This window comes from Aquamicrobium segne (assembly GCF_042656785.1).
In the GTDB taxonomy this organism is placed as follows: Bacteria; Pseudomonadota; Alphaproteobacteria; order Rhizobiales; family Rhizobiaceae; genus Mesorhizobium; species Mesorhizobium segne.
Window position 1 is genome coordinate 98,837 of sequence record NZ_JBHSLL010000062.1, and the last position, 17,454, is coordinate 116,290.

Annotated in this window: 18 protein-coding genes, 1 pseudogene and 1 other annotated feature; of the genes and pseudogenes, 7 read left to right on the forward strand and 12 right to left on the reverse strand. The window is 55.1% G+C overall.

The genetic code is table 11. From position 1 onward, the window contains the following. The first annotated feature begins 95 nt into the window (after positions 1-95). Both ACFPLB_RS17210 and ACFPLB_RS17215 read left to right on the forward strand, forming a co-directional pair. Positions 96-977 carry an HpcH/HpaI aldolase/citrate lyase family protein gene (locus tag ACFPLB_RS17210; RefSeq protein WP_378231962.1) on the forward strand — a complete coding sequence of 294 codons (882 nt, stop codon included), beginning with the start codon at positions 96-98 and terminating at the stop codon, positions 975-977. A 26-nt stretch (positions 978-1,003) separates the two neighbouring features. Further along, positions 1,004-1,213, forward strand: a complete 210-nt coding sequence (locus ACFPLB_RS17215) for a DUF1737 domain-containing protein (RefSeq protein WP_378231964.1) — start codon at positions 1,004-1,006, stop codon at positions 1,211-1,213. Between the two features lie 11 nt (positions 1,214-1,224). Here the strand turns inward: ACFPLB_RS17215 and ACFPLB_RS17220 are convergent, their stop codons facing one another. The 7 genes from ACFPLB_RS17220 to ACFPLB_RS17250 all read right to left on the reverse strand — a co-directional run bounded on the left by ACFPLB_RS17220 (position 1,225) and on the right by ACFPLB_RS17250 (position 6,849). Further along, on the reverse strand, positions 1,225-1,647 hold the full coding sequence (locus ACFPLB_RS17220; RefSeq protein WP_378231965.1) for a metallopeptidase family protein: 423 nt from the start codon (positions 1,645-1,647) through the stop codon (positions 1,225-1,227). A gap of 77 nt (positions 1,648-1,724) precedes the next feature. Continuing rightward, positions 1,725-1,925 carry a Trm112 family protein gene (locus ACFPLB_RS17225; RefSeq protein WP_378231967.1) on the reverse strand — a complete coding sequence of 67 codons (201 nt, stop codon included), beginning with the start codon at positions 1,923-1,925 and terminating at the stop codon, positions 1,725-1,727. A gap of 24 nt (positions 1,926-1,949) precedes the next feature. Next, positions 1,950-2,621, reverse strand: a complete 672-nt coding sequence (locus ACFPLB_RS17230; protein ID WP_378231969.1) for an LON peptidase substrate-binding domain-containing protein — start codon at positions 2,619-2,621, stop codon at positions 1,950-1,952. A gap of 22 nt (positions 2,622-2,643) precedes the next feature. Further along, positions 2,644-3,612 carry a thioredoxin gene (gene trxA, locus ACFPLB_RS17235; RefSeq protein ID WP_378231971.1) on the reverse strand — a complete coding sequence of 323 codons (969 nt, stop codon included), beginning with the start codon at positions 3,610-3,612 and terminating at the stop codon, positions 2,644-2,646. 311 nt (positions 3,613-3,923) lie between these two features. Then, a complete protein-coding gene (locus ACFPLB_RS17240) occupies positions 3,924-5,603 on the reverse strand; it encodes a cbb3-type cytochrome c oxidase subunit I (RefSeq protein ID WP_378231973.1) in 1,680 nt (559 codons plus the stop codon). 2 nt (positions 5,604-5,605) lie between these two features. After that, positions 5,606-6,574 (reverse strand): c-type cytochrome, encoded by a 969-nt coding sequence (locus tag ACFPLB_RS17245; RefSeq protein WP_378231975.1) that lies wholly within the window; start codon positions 6,572-6,574, stop codon positions 5,606-5,608. After that, the gene (locus ACFPLB_RS17250) at positions 6,571-6,849 is read right to left on the reverse strand and encodes a hypothetical protein (protein WP_378231977.1); all 279 of its coding nucleotides are present in this window, start codon (positions 6,847-6,849) and stop codon (positions 6,571-6,573) included. Before ACFPLB_RS17250 ends, ACFPLB_RS17245 begins: the two co-directional genes overlap by 4 nt. A gap of 197 nt (positions 6,850-7,046) precedes the next feature. Here ACFPLB_RS17250 and ACFPLB_RS17255 point away from each other — a divergent pair, with 197 nt between their 5' ends. The 3 genes from ACFPLB_RS17255 (at position 7,047) to ACFPLB_RS17265 (ending at position 9,553) form a co-directional block, all read left to right on the forward strand. After that, a complete protein-coding gene (locus ACFPLB_RS17255; protein WP_378231978.1) occupies positions 7,047-7,475 on the forward strand; it encodes an RrF2 family transcriptional regulator in 429 nt (142 codons plus the stop codon). 220 nt (positions 7,476-7,695) lie between these two features. Further along, positions 7,696-9,048: an oxygen-independent coproporphyrinogen III oxidase gene (gene hemN / locus ACFPLB_RS17260; protein WP_378231980.1), complete on the forward strand. Its 1,353-nt coding sequence runs from the start codon at positions 7,696-7,698 to the stop codon at positions 9,046-9,048. A 73-nt stretch (positions 9,049-9,121) separates the two neighbouring features. After that, a complete protein-coding gene (locus ACFPLB_RS17265) occupies positions 9,122-9,553 on the forward strand; it encodes a hypothetical protein (RefSeq protein ID WP_378231982.1) in 432 nt (143 codons plus the stop codon). Between the two features lie 2 nt (positions 9,554-9,555). On the opposite strand, the gene ACFPLB_RS17270 is transcribed toward ACFPLB_RS17265, so the two are convergent. After that, on the reverse strand, positions 9,556-10,263 hold the full coding sequence (locus tag ACFPLB_RS17270; protein ID WP_378231984.1) for an inorganic diphosphatase: 708 nt from the start codon (positions 10,261-10,263) through the stop codon (positions 9,556-9,558). 118 nt (positions 10,264-10,381) lie between these two features. After that, positions 10,382-10,437 (forward strand) — a sequence feature (sul1 is cis-regulatory element that is thought to sense ions involved in sulfur or methionine metabolism; They are found in Alphaproteobacteria). A gap of 67 nt (positions 10,438-10,504) precedes the next feature. Here ACFPLB_RS17270 and ACFPLB_RS17275 point away from each other — a divergent pair. Both ACFPLB_RS17275 and ACFPLB_RS17280 read left to right on the forward strand, forming a co-directional pair. Further along, positions 10,505-11,989, forward strand: coding sequence for a SulP family inorganic anion transporter (locus tag ACFPLB_RS17275; protein WP_378231986.1), 1,485 nt, complete (start codon positions 10,505-10,507; stop codon positions 11,987-11,989). A gap of 269 nt (positions 11,990-12,258) precedes the next feature. After that, a complete protein-coding gene (locus ACFPLB_RS17280; protein ID WP_378231988.1) occupies positions 12,259-13,542 on the forward strand; it encodes an alpha-hydroxy acid oxidase in 1,284 nt (427 codons plus the stop codon). A 227-nt stretch (positions 13,543-13,769) separates the two neighbouring features. Here ACFPLB_RS17280 and ACFPLB_RS17285 read toward each other — a convergent pair whose 3' ends face one another. The 4 genes and pseudogenes from ACFPLB_RS17285 to ACFPLB_RS17300 form a co-directional block, all read right to left on the reverse strand. After that, positions 13,770-14,903, reverse strand: a complete 1,134-nt coding sequence (locus tag ACFPLB_RS17285) for an ABC transporter ATP-binding protein (RefSeq protein WP_378231990.1) — start codon at positions 14,901-14,903, stop codon at positions 13,770-13,772. 169 nt (positions 14,904-15,072) lie between these two features. Then, positions 15,073-15,864: an ABC transporter permease gene (locus ACFPLB_RS17290; protein WP_378231992.1), complete on the reverse strand. Its 792-nt coding sequence runs from the start codon at positions 15,862-15,864 to the stop codon at positions 15,073-15,075. Positions 15,865-15,873: 9 nt separating this feature from the next. Beyond that, positions 15,874-16,728 carry an ABC transporter permease gene (locus tag ACFPLB_RS17295; RefSeq protein ID WP_378231994.1) on the reverse strand — a complete coding sequence of 285 codons (855 nt, stop codon included), beginning with the start codon at positions 16,726-16,728 and terminating at the stop codon, positions 15,874-15,876. An 83-nt stretch (positions 16,729-16,811) separates the two neighbouring features. After that, positions 16,812-17,369: pseudogene (locus ACFPLB_RS17300) on the reverse strand (ABC transporter substrate-binding protein); the annotation flags it as partial. Between the last annotated feature and the right edge of the window lie 85 nt (positions 17,370-17,454).

A 17,454-nucleotide genomic window follows, 5' to 3' on the forward strand; every position in this document is an offset into this window, starting at 1 on the left:
GCTTTCCTGAATTTTTTTATCGCTCAATCAATGCCGCTTTGAAGCGTTGCCCGCAAGCCCTTGCAAGTGTCAATTCAGACAGGCAAAAAGACGATATGACCCAATCACAAATCCGCCCCCGCCGCTCGGTGCTCTATACACCTGCCGCCAATGACAGGGCGTTGTCCAAAATCGGGCGCTTGTCCTGCGATGTCATCGTCATTGACCTTGAGGATTCCGTTGCACCGTCTGAAAAGGCCGCAGCCCGGCAAAAACTTGCTACGATTTTTTCTGCCCGCCCGCAACATGTGGAAATGGCGGTGCGCATCAATGCGCTGTCCGGCACATGGGGCGCGGATGATCTTGCCGCCGCTATTTCCTGCAAACCCGATGCCATCTTGCTGCCCAAGGTGAAGACGCCTCACGATATTCTGGAAGCAGGCAAGCTGCTGGACAGGGCTGACAAAGACATGAAAATTGCCCTTTGGGCGATGATCGAGACCCCCAAGGGCCTGTTGAACAGCGCCACAATTGCCGAGCTTGGCTGTGATCCGGCCTCACGGTTAACCTGTTTTGTGGCTGGCACAAATGATCTGGCCAAGGAAACCGGCGTTACGCTGGCCGATGACCGGCGTTATTTTCTGCCATGGCTGATGCAGATGGTATTGGCGGCACGGGCGGGCGGGCTGGATCTCATCGATGGCGTCTATAATGATTTTTACGATGTCGAAGGCTTTGCCCGCGAGTGCAGGCAAGCGGCCAATATGGGCTTTGACGGCAAATCCTTGATCCATCCGGCCCAGATCGAGGCCGCCAATATCGCCTTTGCACCTTCGGCTGAAGCGCTTGTTGAAGCGCGCGCCATTGTCGATATTTTTGCACGATCAGAAAATCAAAAGAAAGGCGTTGTGGCTCTGAATGGGCGCATGGTGGAGCGTCTGCATCTGGCGCAGGCCAAAAAATGTCTGGCGAAAGCCACCGCTGTGAATAGAAAATAAAATCCACCTTCTTACAGGATGAACCCATGCGCCTTTATCGTTTTTTGACCGCCATTGATGACGCCACATTCTGCCACAAGGTCACAGCAGCCTTGAACAAGGGCTGGCAGCTTCACGGCTCGCCCACCTATGCCTATGACAGGGGAGAAAAAGTCATGCGCTGCGGACAGGCCGTGATCAAGGATGTCGAGGGCGAAGAATATGTGGCTGGCAAAACCAGGCTCAGTGACTGGTAAAAAACACTCTTTTACTCTGCCCTGTCCTCGATCTCTTCCATATCATCATCGGAAAGGCCGAAATGATGGCCGATTTCATGGATCAGCACATGGGTGATGATGTCGCTGAGCGTTTCTTCATTCTCGGCCCAATAATCAAGAATGGCGCGGCGATAAAGAGTGACACGATTCGGCCCCTCGCCCGTGGCCGGGTTCCAGCGCTCGGCAATTCCGCGTCCTTCAAACAGGCCCAGCAGATCAAAAGGCGTTTCCAGCGCCAGATCATCCATGATCTCGTCTGTTGGAAAATCGCTGATCTGAATGATGATCTCGCCGGTCAGCTTGCGAAATTCGTCCGGCAGATGCGCATAGGCTTCCAATGCCAGAACTTCCAGCTCCCCCAGCGAGGGAGAAAATTCGCCATGCCAGGTACGGGTTTTATAGATGCGGGCCATGCTTCGTCCTTCGTTCCCGCGCATATAGGCTTTTGTCAGTAGCGGAGCAAATTTTGTTACAGGCAGGAAAATAGCTGTCAGTCTTCCGTCAGCCTGCGTGCTTGCGAAGGCAACATGATGGGAATACCACCCCTGACCGGATAAGCCAGCTTTGCCAGTTGTGAAACCAGCTCGCTACGCTCGCCATCCCAGCTCAGCGGACCTTTGGTGAGCGGACAGGCCAGCAGTTCCAGAAATTTGACATCCACTTGCGGTTCATTTTTTCGCGTGTCCGCCATTTTCAACGCTCTCTTTTCCTGCCGCTACTGCAAGCTGGAACTGAAATTATCATCATCACGCGCCAGCGCCATTTCAGTAATGGCAATCAGCGTTTCGGCGCGCGTATGCAGATCCGCTGCCTCTAACAGCGCCTGTTTTTCAGCCGCACCATAAGGCGCCATCATCGCCAGCGCGTTGACCAGCATGGCATCGCTGGCACGGTTGACCCCCTCCCAGTCGGCCTGCAGATCATTGGCCTGCAAATAGGCGTGAAACACTTTCAGCAAGGCGTCCCGATCAATGCTGACAGAGGCTGTTTCTTCTTCCAGATCGACAAGAAAGGGAGTGACACTTACCTGCCGGAAGGGTGTTTTGACATGAAGCTCCTCCACCAGCCGGAAGCGGCATACGCCCTGCAAGGCGATCAGATAACGGCCATCGCCGGTCTCGGTCAGCGATGTGATGCGGCCAAAGCAGCCGACTTCACACAATTGCGGCTGGCCATCCTCGCGCAGCGCTCCGTCGAGGCTGGGCTGGATCAGGCCGATCAGCCGGTGCGAGGCCATGACATGGTCGACCATCTGTAAATAGCGTGGTTCAAAAATATTAAGCGGCAGGCGGCTGGAAGGCAGCAACAAGGCACCCTCCAGCACAAGCACAGGGATAGAGTGCGGCAAATCCGCTTCGCGTCGATAATGCGCGTTTCCTGCCTGCATATTCTGTTTCTCCAGCCTCCGTTCAGGAAAAGAGCACAGACGACAGCTTGCGCCGCGCTGCCAATGTCGCAGGATCGCTCATGCCCCACGCTTCAAAAAATTGCAGCAACTGGGTACGCGCGCCATCCTCATTCCAGTCTCGATCGGCCTTGATGATTGCCATCAAATTATCAGCCGCCTGTGTTTTCTCACCCTTCGCATTCTGAATCATGGCCAGATCAAACCGCGCTTGATGATCCGCTGGATTTTCTGCAAGACGTTGCTCCAGCCCGGCCGCATCGCCAAGCTCGGCAGCCTGGGCCGCCAATAACAATCTGGTGCGCACAGCAGCAATTTCGGGGGCGGCCTGCCTGTCTTGCGGCAGCCCATCCAAAATGGTCTGCGCATCCTCATATGCGCCAGCCTCAAACAAAATATTGGCAAGCCCGGCCGCTGCAACGGTCGAGGTCGGGTCCTGCTGCAAAACAGCGCCATAAATATCGGCCGCTTTTTGCATATCGCCTTGTGCGAGCGCTTCGGCTGCTGTCGCCAGCACTTCTTCCAAAGCCCCTTCGCCCGGAGCCTTGCCCCCCAGACGAGCAATAAATTCACTGATCTGGCTTTCCGGCACGGCGCCCATGAACCCATCGACCGGCTGCCCATCCTTAAAGGCAAGGACAGCGGGAATGGACTGAATGCCAAGCTGACCGGCAATTGCCGGATGGTCGTCAATATTCATCTTGACCAGCTTGACCTGACCACCGGCTGCCTGAACCACCTTTTCCAGAACCGGGCCAAGCTGACGGCAAGGTCCGCACCAGGGCGCCCAGAAATCAACCAGAACAGGCTGCTTGCGTGATTCTTGAATCACATCGGCGGGAAAGCTTGCCGTTGTGGTGTCCTTGATAAGGTCGCCCGGCAAGGTAGAACTGGGCTGGCCATGGCCCTCATTTCCAAACTGAACCGTGGTTGTATATTGGCTGCCTGCGCCGAACTGATTATTGCCGGTCATTGTTCCATCCCAAAAAATGTATTGTCAAAGCATCAGCCCGCTTTGCTTGCGCGCTTATACAGCATGGTTCCAATGTGGCGATCGGAGCCTGACTTTCAAGATGGCAGGATTATTGGTTTTATGAGAAACATGCCGCGCCTATCCCGGCATCAACCTGTCTGCGTCCTTTTACAGATGTTGAGAACAGGCTGACATAAAAATCGCAAACCAATAAAGGTTTAAAAAAAGCATCGGAGCCTTGGCTCCGATGCTTCCAAGGGTCGCCCTTTCGAGGGATGAAAAGGACAACCTTGATTATCGCCTCGACCCGATCAGGCCGGGGAAGGGGTGGGTGCTGTTGCAGGCAGTAAACTCACCTTGTTGCGCGCTTCCAGTGAACTGAGGAAGCGCCAGACAAACAACAGCGTCACCAGAAGCAGGCCCGGATAGCCGACACCGCCCATGATATAAGGGATCAGCGCATTGCCTTCCTGCACCGTGCTCAGATTGAAGGAGAGCAGGCCAAGCGTGATGACGGCTCCGAAAACCCACATGAAAAGCAGCCAGATGCCTGCCTCCCAGCCGCTCAGGCGCTTGCCCCATCCGGCAGGCTCTGTTGCCTGTACAGAATCAGTGCTGGTTGAAGGCTCGCGCAGGCCAAGCGTGATCAGGTCATAGACAATCAGTGCCACGCCTGCGGCAAAGACCAGCCCAAATAGCGGCACCATCGCCTTGGTGAACATCATGGCAGGCGAGACATCGCCGCCAAACCAGTCCAGCCCGAGCGTGCGATAGACAAAAACCTGGATCGTGCCGCCAATGGCAAAGGCAAAACCAAGCCCCAGCATTCCGGTAAACACCAGCCAGAAGGCCAGCCTGCCCGGGCGCTGGTCAAAATTGGCTGCCCCGCGCATCACCGGCACGGCATAATAGGCTGCCGCCAGACCGAGCATTCCAAAAGTGCCAAACAGCGCCAGATGGGCGTGGCTGGCCGTCACCCAGGTGCCATGCGACCACACATTGGTCAGCGCAAAAGTCATGGTAAAGCCAAGGATACCGGCCCCGACCTGTTCCAGCACCACCGAACCCAGCAGGAAGGCAAAGGCCGGCATATTGGGGATCGGCTTGTTGTCCTGATGGGCATCGAGATAGATATGCCAGAAGCAGAAGATCAGCGGCAGCGGCTCCAATGCGCTGAACAACGAGCCCCAGAACTGCCAGAATTCAGGTGTGCCGATCCAGAAATAATGGTGCGCATTGCCGATCAGGCCCGACAGCCAGACCAGCGAGACACCCCAGAACACGGCGTAACCGACCGATTTGACATTGGCCTTGAACAACAGCACCAGCAGGAAGCCGACCAGCGCAATGTGGATGACTTCCCACACGCCCTCGACCCAGTAATGGACGACATACCAGCGGAAATACTCCTGCAGGTCGAGACGTTCGATAAAGAACATGCCGAAGATCCACACCAGTGTCAGCGCCACCACGCCAAGGCCAAGCGCCCAGTGGATTTCATTCCATTGCGAGAGGGGCGGAAAGGTGCGCAACACCACATAGCAAAGGATGGCAAAACCGACCAGAATGACCACATCGGCAATGCGCCCGGCTTCCAGATATTCAAGCCCCTCCTGCAACATGGGCTGACCCATCCACCAGCCGGCAACGCCTTGCTGCGCCAGCATCTGGGTGCCCAGATTCCACACCACAATGGCTAAAAGCGCGTAAAACAAGAGCTTGATTAGCCAGGGTGCGGCCAGTTCGCGTTTTGACAAGAGCGGCCCGACAAACAAGATCGTGCCGATGAAGCCACACAAGATCCAGAAGATCGCCAGATTGAGATGCTGGGTACGAACAACATTGAAATTCAGCGTTCCCGCCAGCAGCGAGGGGTCAATATGCTGGGCGGAAAGCAGCAGACCAAGCGAGGTCTGAAAAGCAAACAGCACCAGCATGACCATGAAGAAGCGCAAGGCAAGGCGCTGTGTCTGATATTCGATCCTGGACATGATCAGTTCCTCCCAAGGCTGCGGATATAGGCAACGACATCGGCGATCTGGTCTGCATCGAGGATTTCGGCAAAGGAGGGCATGATGCCTTCTTCATAGCCTGCGACCAGCCTTGTATCCGGCTCCAGAATTTTCTCGGTCAGATAGGCGTCATCGGCGACCACGGTCGAGCCATCGGCAAGGCTGACGGTTGAGCCATAAAGCCCCTCCCAGCCGGGACCGACGAGCTTTTCGCTCGTTGCAGCATGACAGGCAGTACAACCATTTTCTTCAACCAGTTCCGCACCATGGGCAATGGCCGATTTTGGCGCAGCCATTGCCTGACTGGTTTCTTCTGCCGGTGAAAAGGCAATCGGCTGAGTGGTAACCGGCATGGGCGTTGCAACAGCAAACGTCAGCCCGTCAACCTTGGGTACAGGCGGCCAGCCTTCCGTATTCATGGCGGCCGTATATTTCATGAAGGCCACCAGTTCCTGCACATCGCTGCGGCTGAAGGGCAGGTTCGGCATATGGGTGGGCTTGCCGCCACGCCTTGCAATGCGCTCTGCGGCAGCCGGGTATTTTTCCAGATAGGCTTCAATCGTCTCAACGCCGGATTCTTCGGCGATTGCCTTGTCCTGCAATTTAAGCCGCACCGCCGCTTGTGTCGGCCAGGCGCCGGCTGAAGGCAGGAAGGCCTCAAGCCAGGCAGGTCCGGCATCGGCATAAAGTTTTGTCAGGTCAGGCCCAAAATAGGCGCCATTGCCAACAATCGTGTGGCAGCCCATGCAATTATAAGCCTGAAACACACGCTTGCCCGCAACAGCATCAACACCCGCATAGGTGATATTGGACGGCACGGCCTGCCCGCGTGAATCGAGGAAGGAGACCGCCGACAGGGCCACAAAAATAAGCGCCATCAGACCAAGGACCGCCAGGGCGCGGCGACGCTTGATCCCCTCATGGCATGGTTGTCCGGGCTTGCAGCTCATGACACGCCCTCCTTGCCATCTGTGGTGGCGCAGCCACAGTCTGCCGGTTGCTGTTCCCGTTCCAGCGCATCATGCTCAAACAATGTGCGCAAACTGTCGAGAAACGCATAGAAAACATAAACGGCAAGCACGAAGCCCACGATAAAATAAGCCAGCCACATGGATTGCGATTCGGGCCAATATTCAAAATCACGCCAATAGGGCCATGACAGCGCCAGACTTGCGCCGCTGGCCACAATAGCGACCGCTAACCGGAACATGCGTTGTGCAGACAATTTTGCCTCCCCTTCCCTTATGGAAGTTGCCTGGTAATCGAAAGGCGATGCCCCCACATCGCCAGATACAGATTTTCCCAGATACAAATTTCCAAGGAGTGCAGCCCAAAATGGACAGGCATCCTTAAAATAGGTATTTAAGATACCTATTCATAATCTTGTTAATTTACATTGTAAATGCCAATTAAGGGGAACTTATGCGACTTTCTGCCTTCACCGATTATGGCTTGCGTGTTCTGATGCGGCTTGCCGACACTCCCGATGAGCCGCTGACCACCGCAGGCATCGCGCAAGAATTCCAGATTCCCTACAACCACCTGACCAAAGTCGTGCTGGATCTGTCACGCGGTGGCTTTGTCATCACCCAGCGCGGTGCAGGTGGTGGCATCCGTCTGGCCCGCCCTGCTGAGGAGATGACGCTGGGTGAAGTCGTGCGTCATCTGGAAAGCCGCTATGACATGGTGGAATGCTTTCGGGCCGATGGGGGAGCTTGCCTGCTTACCCCTCGCTGCCGCCTGAGACCGCAACTGGCTGCCGCCCGCGAAGCCTTTATCCGCGAGTTGGACAAGACGACGATAGCCGCTTGCGCCTATCCCGGACCAGACTCTGAAAAAATTGCAAGTTAAAGTATGTCGCTTTTCTTTCAAATTTCCGCGACCAGACATCAAAACAGTTTGTTCTATATCATAGAAGCGCCTGGGCAACGGAGCTAGAGACACATTATCGCGTTCGCCAATCTTGCATCCGGCACCTTAATATGCATTAGAAATGCATAATTATAAGATGCCTGACGGGAAGCCGTCCATGCAAAAGGCAACAGACCAGTGATCCATGGAGAAAGTGCTTATGGAACCGTCTCTGCTGCAAAAATACGGCGAAGCCCGCCTGCCGCGCTATACAAGCTACCCCACCGCCCCGCATTTTTCGCCTGCCGTCAATGAGGAAACCTATGCCGACTGGCTGGCAAATCTGCCAGCGGATGAGCCGGTTTCACTTTATCTCCACATCCCCTTTTGCCGGGCCATGTGCTGGTATTGCGGCTGCCACACCACCATCACGATAAGAGACCAGCCCATCATCGACTATCTGGCGATTTTACGCGCCGAGATCGAGACGGTTGCCACTAGGGCAACGCAAGGGCTGCCTGTCGAAAAAGTCCATTTCGGGGGCGGCACACCAACCATTGTCGAGCCGCAGGATTTTATCGCGCTGGTTGATCTGCTGCGTCAGCGTTTTGACTTTCGGCCCGACAGTGAACTGGCGGTCGAGATTGATCCGCGTACCTTGACCTCTGCCATGGCGGAGGCGCTCGGGCAGGCAGGCATCAACCGCGCCAGTCTGGGTGTGCAAAGCTTTGATCCCGTCGTGCAAAAGGCTGTCAACCGCATCCAGAGTGAGGAACAGACCTTTGATGCGGTCAGGAATTTGCGCGCAAGCGGGGTTGAGAAGATCAATTTCGACCTGATCTATGGCCTGCCATATCAGACCATTACCTCTTGTGTGGAAACGGCCAGGGCAGCAGCCGCCATGCGCCCCGACCGCTTTGCCGTGTTTGGCTATGCCCATGTGCCGTCCTTCAAGAAGCACCAGCGCATGATTGATGAGGCAGCCCTGCCCGATAGTTCTGCCCGCAGCCAACAGGCGCAGGCCATTGCACAAACTTTGATTGATGCAGGCTATCGTCAGATCGGCCTTGATCATTTCGCGCTGCCTGAAGACGATCTGGCGGCAGCACAAAGTGCTGGAAAACTACGGCGTAATTTTCAGGGCTACACAACCGATAATTGCCAAACACTGATCGGCTTTGGCGCCTCGGCCATTGGCCAGACCGCACAAGGCTATGTACAAAATGAAGTGGCGCTTGGCCGTTATGCCGAGGCCGTTTCCTCCGGTCGGCTGGCGACCGCCAAGGGCTATCGGATGACGGTGGAAGATCAGGCGCGCGCTGCCGTTATCGAGCGGCTGATGTGCGATTTCTCAGTCGATGTCCCGGCGGTTCTGGCCCCCTTTGGCCTTGATCCGGCGCTGCTTCTGGAAGGCAACCCCGCGCTTGCCACACTGGCTGGTGAAGGGGTCGTTGAACTTTCAAATGGCACGGTCAGCGTGCGCGCTGATCATCGTTTTCTGGTGCGCGTCGCTGCTGCTGCTTTTGATGCCTATCTGGCAACCTCACCGCGGGCACATGGAAAGGCTGCATGACCTGCATCTTGCAAGCCGCCCAAAACAGGTATTTATAATGCATATTTTACAACAGCTCTTATGAGGCGCGCCCATGTCGGAATTTCTGGAACTGGTCAACCGCCATACCGATCCGCACCACACTGATCTGCACCATACTGGCAACACCGCAGAAGAAACGGCTACGCATAGCGCAGCCATTGTTGCCCGATTGGCGGATATGCTCAGGCAGGCACAATTAGAGTGCATGTGTGAAACGCAGCTTCAGGAAACATTGACGCATTTTGCAGCGCTGGAGCAGCGTCGCGCTACAGACACGCATTTTCTCAACGCCCGCGACCGTCGCGAACAGATCGAGACGATGCTGTATTTCCTGAATGATCTGGATGAGTTGGGGCCCGCAGAGCAGGACCGCAGCGTCTATGCCGATATTGCGCTTTTATTTGAAGACATTGCCCGGGCTGCGCATGAAGGTGCGTATTCAATGTGGCAATTGGCGCAGCGCACAACCCGGGAAACGGCCTGACCCTATTTGGAGGGTTTGAACTGTGCCGCAGCAGCATCAAAGACCTGACGTGCAACTACAGCGTCTTCAAAGCCCTGTGAAACCATTCCCCCGTCGGGGCCCTTGTAATTGGCAAACCACAGGCCGACGATCTCGCTTACAGCGGGAAATTCCTGATCCAGTTGTTCCATGCTCTCAATATGAGCAAACGGGGAATCTGCTGTCAGAACCGCAATGAGCTTGTCGTCCTGTTCGCCATCGTCGAGCATTTTCAAAACACCGATCAGGCGAACACTGACAACCTCCCCGCGCGGCACAGCCTGCCCCAGAACAATGACATCAAGAGGATCGCCATCACCGCCAAGTTCTTTCGGCAGTGCGGTTCCGGGGATTGCGCCGTAATTACCCGGATAGCCGAGATAATTGACGATTCGCGGCTTCTCATTTTTGTATTCCCAATAGACAGCCTTTGGATTGTCCTTGCTGACTTCCCACTTGGCCGAGGTTCCTGTTGGAATTTCCACGATGGCGCGAACCGTTCCGTCCTCATTCAAGGGGGCAAGCTCCATCAACTCCTGTGTTCCGACAATGGTATAGTCATCGGTGGGCTGCATGGCATTGGTGTGGCGTGTGGTATCGGCAAAGGAAAGCCCGCCAATTGTTTGCGCATGGGCGACCGGCGAGAGTGAAAGGACCGCGCCAGCAAAGGCCAGGGTAACCAGCTTGTTCATAGATGTCTCCAATCATTTACCGTGGCTGGCTAACCGATAAGTATGACAGGGCGTTGACACTTGTGCCTTGCCCCCGCTTGTCAGAAACATGCCAATATGGCAAAGCCGTTGCACTCACCCTGGACCCGGTGAAACTCCGGGTGGCTCTTCCGGCCGCCGATCCGCCGGACACTCCAGACAAAACTCAGCCTGATTGCCCGATACGTTCAACGTGATCCGGCAAGGCTGTAATTATGTGCTAATGTTTTCTGCTCAAACAATTCACCGCAACTGGTTTTCCAATATCCGTGCCGATATTCTTTCAGGCATTGTTGTCGCGCTTGCGCTGATCCCTGAAGCGATCGGGTTTTCCATTATCGCCGGTGTTGATCCGCGCGTCGGCCTTTATGCGTCAGTAGTCATCGCCATCGTCATTTCCTTTACCGGGGGGCGGCCCGCGATGATTTCGGCGGCAACTGCGGCAACAGCAGTGCTGTTTGGCACGCTTGTTCGCGAGCACGGGCTGCAATATCTTCTGGCTGCCACCATCCTTGCCGGTATTATCCAGATTATTGCAGGCTGGCTGCGTATCGCCGAGATCATGCGCTTTGTTTCCCGTTCGGTGATGACAGGCTTTGTCAATTCGCTGGCCATTTTCATCTTCATGGCGCAACTGCCCGAATTGATCGGGGTGACATGGGAAACCTATGCACTGATTGCCGCCGGGCTTGCCATCATCTATCTTTTCCCGCGATTGACCACCAAGATCCCGTCGCCTTTGATCTGCATCCTTGTCCTGGCCGGACTGACGATCACGCTGGGCATTGATATTCGCACCGTTGCCGATCTCGGCGAATTGCCAAATGCTCTGCCGGTTCTGCTTTTTCCCGATGTCCCGCTTAATTTTGAGACGCTCCGGATCATCTTTCCCACTTCGATTGCCGTCGCCGCCGTCGGTCTGCTTGAAAGCCTGTTGACCGCATCCATCGTTGACCAGATGACCGACACCAGCAGCAACAAGCACCGTGAAAGCATCGGTCAGGGCCTTGCCAATATCGCCAGCGGCTTGTTTGGCGGCATGGGCGGCTGCGCCATGATCGGGCAATCGGTGATCAATGTCAGGTCAGGCGGGCGCACACGGCTTTCAACTCTCAGTGCGGGGAGTTTCCTGCTGTTTTTGCTGATGTTGCTGGGCGATCTGGTCGGCCTCATCCCGATGCCTGCTCTCGTTGCCATCATGCTCATGGTGTCTGTCAGCACCTTCCGCTGGTCGTCGCTTGCCGATCTTGCCCACCATCCCCGACGCTCCAGCCTCGTCATGCTTGCAACGATGACCACCATGGTCACAACCCAAAATCTGGCGCTTGGCGTCGGCGTCGGTGTGCTTTTGTCCGGCATTTTCTTTGCCTGGAAAGTGGCGCAGATTTTTCGCGTTACCTCCACCCTGTCAGAAGATGGCAGGCACCGGCATTATCATATCGAAGGCCAGATCTTTTTTGCATCCGCAGATAAATTTCTTGCCGCCTTCAATTTTGCTGAGCAACTCGATGGTGCAACGATTGATGTGAGCAAGGCTCATATCTGGGACCTGACGGGCGTCAACGCCATCGACACGGCAGTGCTGAAACTGCGCAAGGCAGGCATGACTGTCGAGGTTCTCGGCCTTAATGACGCCAGCGCCACCATTATGGACAAGCTCGCCATGCATGACCAACCCAATGCCATGGAGAAGGTTCTCGGGCATTAAGCCTGTTTCCCGAAACTTGAGAACCAGTTTCGAGATAAAGATTTTGATTTATCCGTACTTGTGCGGACACTCACCAAATAATGTCGACAAATAATAATTTATTGTATACACAGCGCAGGGCGCAATGATAACTGGCGCAGTGCTCAAATCTAGCTCAACGCCCTTGGTCACAGTCTCAAGGGGGAGTTTCCGTTTGACGGCTACAAAAAAATCTCCGGTTACAACTGCGAGAAAAGACTGGTGGCCTGATCTTGTCCGGGGAGGTTGACATGGTGGTTTCAAAACAAGATCAGACGCAAGGTGGCTCAGGATGGGGCGCTGGCGCTTCAACCAGCACTGAAGCAGCACTCCTCAGACGCTATCCCGGCCTTCAAGCCTTGATGAAACGTGCAAAGCAACGGATTCCAAGGTTTGCTTTCGACTATCTTGAGGGCGGCGTCGGCAATGAAATCTGCATCGAACGCAACCGTCAAGCGTTCGATGATATTGAAATCATTCCTCGCTATGGCCTTGATACAAGCGCGCCAAACCTGACCACCTCGCTATTTTCCTGCGATTATGCGATGCCGCTTGGCATTTCTCCCATGGGCCTGTCGGGCCTCGTCTGGCCGAAGGCCGACGAAGCCATGGCCGCAGCGGCAGAAAAATCCAAAATCCCGTTCGTGCTGTCCATGGTCTCCAACACCGACATTGAGGCCATCGCCCGCATCGCCCCAAACGTGGTGTGGCTGCAACTCTATGCTGTGCCGCAAGACGATTACCGCGTAACACTGGACATGGTCGACCGGGCTATCAAGGCAGGTGTTCATGCTCTGGTGCTCACCCTGGATACGCCTATGCGCCAAAAGCGCCTGCGCGACCTCAGCAATGGCTTGACCGTACCTTTTCGGCCGACCTTAAAAACAGTCTATGATGTGGCACGCGCCCCGGAATGGGCACTTTCCACGCTGCGCCACGGGCAACCGCGTTTTGCCAATTTCATTCCTTATGTAAACGGAAGGCGTCGGCCTGGTGATGTTGCCGGTTATGTTGACCAGCATATGTCAGGGGCCTTCACCTGGGATCTGATCGAGCGTATTCGCCAAAAATGGAAAGGGCCACTGGTCCTTAAAGGTATCCAGCATCCCGACGATGCTGAACATGCCCTCAAACTGAACATTGACGGGATTATCATATCCAACCATGGCGGGCGGCAATTCGATGCCGCACCGGCAGCGATTGATCTGGTGCAGCTCTTGAAGCGCCGTGTGGCGGGGCGCATGGCGATCATGCTGGACGGCTCCATCCATTCGGGGCTGGATATTCTCAAAGCACTGGTATGCGGAGCCGATTTTACATTTGCAGGACGGCCATTCCTTGCTGCAACCGCCGCACTGGGGGCAAAAGGCCCGGCGCATCTGGCCAGGATGTTTGAAGTAGAACTCAAGGGCGTGATGGCTCAGGCGGGAGCAACTGAAATCATGGAGTGCCCGACCCTGAGCTATCGCATGGATCGGAACAAGGATTTTTCCGGCCTCAACCCAGACCAATCAGCAAAAAATACGGGTATTTAGAGCCTGATCCCGAAAAGTTGCAGACTTTTCGGACAAGATCATGCGTAAAAACAAAATGAACAATGGCCAGCTATCTTGCGATAGCTGGCCATTGTTCAAGCTATAAAAGACCTGTCAGCCCAAATTAAAGCCTGTCTCCCGAACTGGGAACCAGTTTCGGGGTAAAGACATGCGTAAAAACAATAACTTAAAGCGTGTCGCGTGAATCTGAAAGATCGCGACACGCTTTAGATTTTGGAAGAGGCCCCAGCCTTCAGGATAACCGCGTTTTCAAGCGAAATGTGGATATTGATCGCCGACCCGGCTGGCTTCTGGTCGATAATCTGGCCGCCGCCCACACGCATGTCGAGTTGGCCGAACGCTGCTGTTTCAACACGGGTTACCGTATGCGTTCCTTGATAGATATGCGACACGACCGTGCCCCCAACGACATTGTTGGCAGGCCCGTCTGTATCGGCAATCGTGATGCTTTCGGGCCGCACAAAAATGCTGACCTCGGTCTCGGCGTCGGGGAAAACGCGACCGTCCGCACCGGCATCGAGAACCTGTCCATCCTTGAACGCAAAGGCGGTGGCGGCACCATTGCGCTTGACGCGCGCAACCGGAAGCTGGTTGATCTCGCCAATAAATGAGGCGACAAAGCTGTTGACCGGGCGGCTATAGAGTTCAAGCGGCGGTGAAATCTGCTGGATCTCGCCCTTGCTCATGACCACGATACGATCGGACATGCTCAGCGCTTCGCCCTGGTCATGGGTCACGAAAACCGTTGTCAGGCCGATCTTCTGGTGCAGTTCCTTGAGTTCAAACTGCATCTGCGTGCGCAGATTCTTGTCGAGCGCCGACAAGGGCTCATCAAGCAGAAGCACACTTGGCTCAAAGACGATAGCACGCGCCAATGCAACGCGCTGCTGCTGGCCGCCAGACAATTGTTTGACCCGGCGATCGCCCATACCCGACAATTTGACCATATCGAGCGCAGCTTCCACATCACGCGCAATCTTCTGCTTCTCGACCTTGCGCATCCGCAAGCCGAAGGCAACATTGTCGAACACGCTCATATGGGGAAACAGGGCATAGTTCTGGAACACCATGCCGATGTCACGCAAATGCGGCGGCACATTGGTGACATCGCGCCCATTGATGCTGATGGTTCCCGCAGTCGGGGCTTCAAACCCGGCGATCATGTTGAGCAGTGTGGTCTTGCCACATCCGCTCGGGCCAAGCAGGGTCAGGAATTCGCCACGCCGTATCGGCAGCGACACCTGCTTGACGGCCACCACTTCCCCGTAATTCTTGGCGGCCTTATCGATCTTGACGGAAAAATCATCGTGTTCCGAATTGATGGTCGGTTGCGCGTTCATGTTTTCTCCCCAGGCGCAAGGCGCCGAAGCTGTCAGGTTCGAAATCGGCTTCTTCTTCAAAGCCGTTCCAGAGCATCTTGCAATCAGATAGCACCATCTGAGGTCGCAAGATTGCGGTTAATACAAAGGCTTAAAGCAAGCTCGTGACCCTGAAAGATCACAAGGCGCTTTAGTGTGATTCAATTGCCAGAACCCGCTTCAAGCCTAGTGTTTTATCGACAATGAACATGCCCACTGTCGTGGAGATGATCAACAGGGCCGAGATCGCCGCAATCGTCGGATCGGTATATTCACGAACATAGGTGTACATGGCCACCGGCAGCGTCTGCGTTGCATAGCTGGTAACGTAGAGCGAGGCGGTGAACTCGGTGAAGGACAGAATCGCAGCAATGATCCAGCCACCGACAATACCCGGCGTAAGCAGCGGCAGTGTAATGCGCAAAAGCACATTGACCGGCGAGGCGCCCAGATTGGCGGCCGAGCGCTCCAGCGACTGATCGACATTGACCAGGCTGACATAAACACTGCGTGTCACGAAGGGCAGAACCAGCACGATATGCGTTATGATGACAATCGTGTAGCCATTGTTGATGCCAATCCCGGCGCCGACCAGCAGGAAGCCAAAACCGGTGGTGAAACGCGGGATGATAAGGGGTGCCGCCAGCAGGAACTCCAGCAGGCGTCTTCCGCGGAAACGGAAGCGGTGCGTCACATAGGCCGCCGCAACACCCACGACCGAGGCAATCGTCGAGGCAAAAACCGTGACGATCAAGCCGCTATAAAACGAAGTGCGGAAATCGTCATAGGAAAAGGCGCGCGCATACCAGTGCAGTGAAAACCCCTTTGGCGGGAAAGCCAGGGTCTCTGTCGGATTGACAGAACTCATGATGACGACGACAGCCGGAAGCGTCAAAAAGATTAAGATGACGGTAACCAGCGTCCAGAACAGAAATTTTCCCATGGCCATTGCCTATGACTGCGCGACGCGGCGTTCCAGCCGCGTGACGAAGGGTTGAATAAGAGCCAGACTTCCAAAAGCGGCGACGAAGGCAACTGCGCTGAGCACGGCAGCTATCGGGAAGTTGAAAGACGACAGGCCCTGCAGGTAAACAAGGTTGGAGATCATCAGAACCTTGCCACCACCAATCAGTTGCGGCGTGGCAAAAGCGCTCATCGTCCATGCAGCAATGACCACCGTGCTGGCAACGATACCAGGCATGGTCAGCGGCACGGTCACCCGCGCAAAAACAACCAGGGGGGCTGCGCCAAGATTGGCCGCCGCCTTTTCAAAATCACGATTAACGTGGCTGATTGCGGTTGCCAGCAGGATAATCATGACCGGCATCGAATAGTGAACGAGGGCGACGATGACACCGAATTTCGTATACATGAACTGCAGCGGCGCATTGACTATACCCAGCGCCAGCAGGCTGGAATTAACAAAACCCTCGGTACCAAGCACCAGCATCCAGGCATAGGTACGCACGATTTCGCCGGTAAACAGCGGAGTGATCGCCAGAATGACCAGCAGGGTACGCAGCCATTCAATATTGGTGCGAACCAGCGCATAGGCAACCGGATAGCTGAGCAGCAGGCAAAACAGCGCCGTCAGGAAACTGATGATCAGCGTGTCAAGAATCACCAGAAAATAGAGTGGCCGACCGATGCTGTAATAGTTATCCAGCGTAAAACCGCCGGTATTAAGAGACCCGGGGATGAATTCGCGGACACTATACTGAAAAACAGCAGCAAGTGACATGACGACAGCAAGCGCCACCAGCATGCACGGCACTATAAAGCACCACCATATTCGACGATCGTTCACCGAAATATCCTTCCCAGACCCTTATTACACTCAAATGCCGCCGCGCCGGAGCCCCGAAGCGGCGGCATTCTGGATCGCAATGATTAGCGTGTCATGTTCTCGGTGAACCAGGACTTCCACTCAGGAAGCAGTTTGGCGCGCGTCTCATCGTCAATAATGATCTGCTCTTCCAGTTGCTCATCCGAGGTGAAGATACCGGGAAGCTTGGTCATCTCGTCACTGAGATGCGCCTTGGCGCTCATCGGCGAGCATTTGTAGATGCCGCAAAGCGCCTCCTGAACCTTTGGATCAAGCGCCGTGTTGACGAACTCATAGGCGGCATCCTCCATTTTCGTGCCCGCGCTGATGCCAACAGCATCAATGCCCACGACACCACCTTCTTCAGGAATAACAAGCTGAATCGGAATACCCTGGCTCATCTGATGATAGGCATTGATCGACAGAAGAACCTGCACGGGGGTCTCGCCGGTCTTCATCAATTCCTGCGAAGTCGCGTCGGACTGGTAGAAGGCCTTGATGTTTGGCTTCAACTGCTCAAGCATCGGAATGCCTTCCTTCCAATCATTGACGTCGTCAGCCCCTGACAGCTTGCCCGCGGCAATGATGATATGGCTGGGGTCAAAGTCGGGCAGGCCGATTTTATCCTTGAGCTGATCGGGTAATCCCCCCTGAAATTAAGGGTCTTCATTAGTAGAATTTTCTCGGCAAGATGTCTGAGGAGAATTT

Coding starts and splice junctions, on each gene's coding strand:
- ACFPLB_RS17210 (WP_378231962.1), top strand. CDS start 96: ATGACCCAATCACAAATCCGCCCCCGCCGCTCGGTGCTCTATACACCT.
- ACFPLB_RS17215 (WP_378231964.1), top strand. CDS start 1,004: ATGCGCCTTTATCGTTTTTTGACCGCCATTGATGACGCCACATTCTGC.
- ACFPLB_RS17220 (WP_378231965.1), bottom strand. CDS start 1,647: ATGGCCCGCATCTATAAAACCCGTACCTGGCATGGCGAATTTTCTCCC.
- ACFPLB_RS17225 (WP_378231967.1), bottom strand. CDS start 1,925: ATGGCGGACACGCGAAAAAATGAACCGCAAGTGGATGTCAAATTTCTG.
- ACFPLB_RS17230 (WP_378231969.1), bottom strand. CDS start 2,621: ATGCAGGCAGGAAACGCGCATTATCGACGCGAAGCGGATTTGCCGCAC.
- trxA (WP_378231971.1), bottom strand. CDS start 3,612: ATGACCGGCAATAATCAGTTCGGCGCAGGCAGCCAATATACAACCACG.
- ACFPLB_RS17240 (WP_378231973.1), bottom strand. CDS start 5,603: ATGTCCAGGATCGAATATCAGACACAGCGCCTTGCCTTGCGCTTCTTC.
- ACFPLB_RS17245 (WP_378231975.1), bottom strand. CDS start 6,574: ATGAGCTGCAAGCCCGGACAACCATGCCATGAGGGGATCAAGCGTCGC.
- ACFPLB_RS17255 (WP_378231978.1), top strand. CDS start 7,047: ATGCGACTTTCTGCCTTCACCGATTATGGCTTGCGTGTTCTGATGCGG.
- hemN (WP_378231980.1), top strand. CDS start 7,696: ATGGAACCGTCTCTGCTGCAAAAATACGGCGAAGCCCGCCTGCCGCGC.
- ACFPLB_RS17265 (WP_378231982.1), top strand. CDS start 9,122: ATGTCGGAATTTCTGGAACTGGTCAACCGCCATACCGATCCGCACCAC.
- ACFPLB_RS17270 (WP_378231984.1), bottom strand. CDS start 10,263: ATGAACAAGCTGGTTACCCTGGCCTTTGCTGGCGCGGTCCTTTCACTC.
- ACFPLB_RS17275 (WP_378231986.1), top strand. CDS start 10,505: ATGTTTTCTGCTCAAACAATTCACCGCAACTGGTTTTCCAATATCCGT.
- ACFPLB_RS17280 (WP_378231988.1), top strand. CDS start 12,259: ATGGTGGTTTCAAAACAAGATCAGACGCAAGGTGGCTCAGGATGGGGC.
- ACFPLB_RS17285 (WP_378231990.1), bottom strand. CDS start 14,903: ATGAACGCGCAACCGACCATCAATTCGGAACACGATGATTTTTCCGTC.
- ACFPLB_RS17290 (WP_378231992.1), bottom strand. CDS start 15,864: ATGGGAAAATTTCTGTTCTGGACGCTGGTTACCGTCATCTTAATCTTT.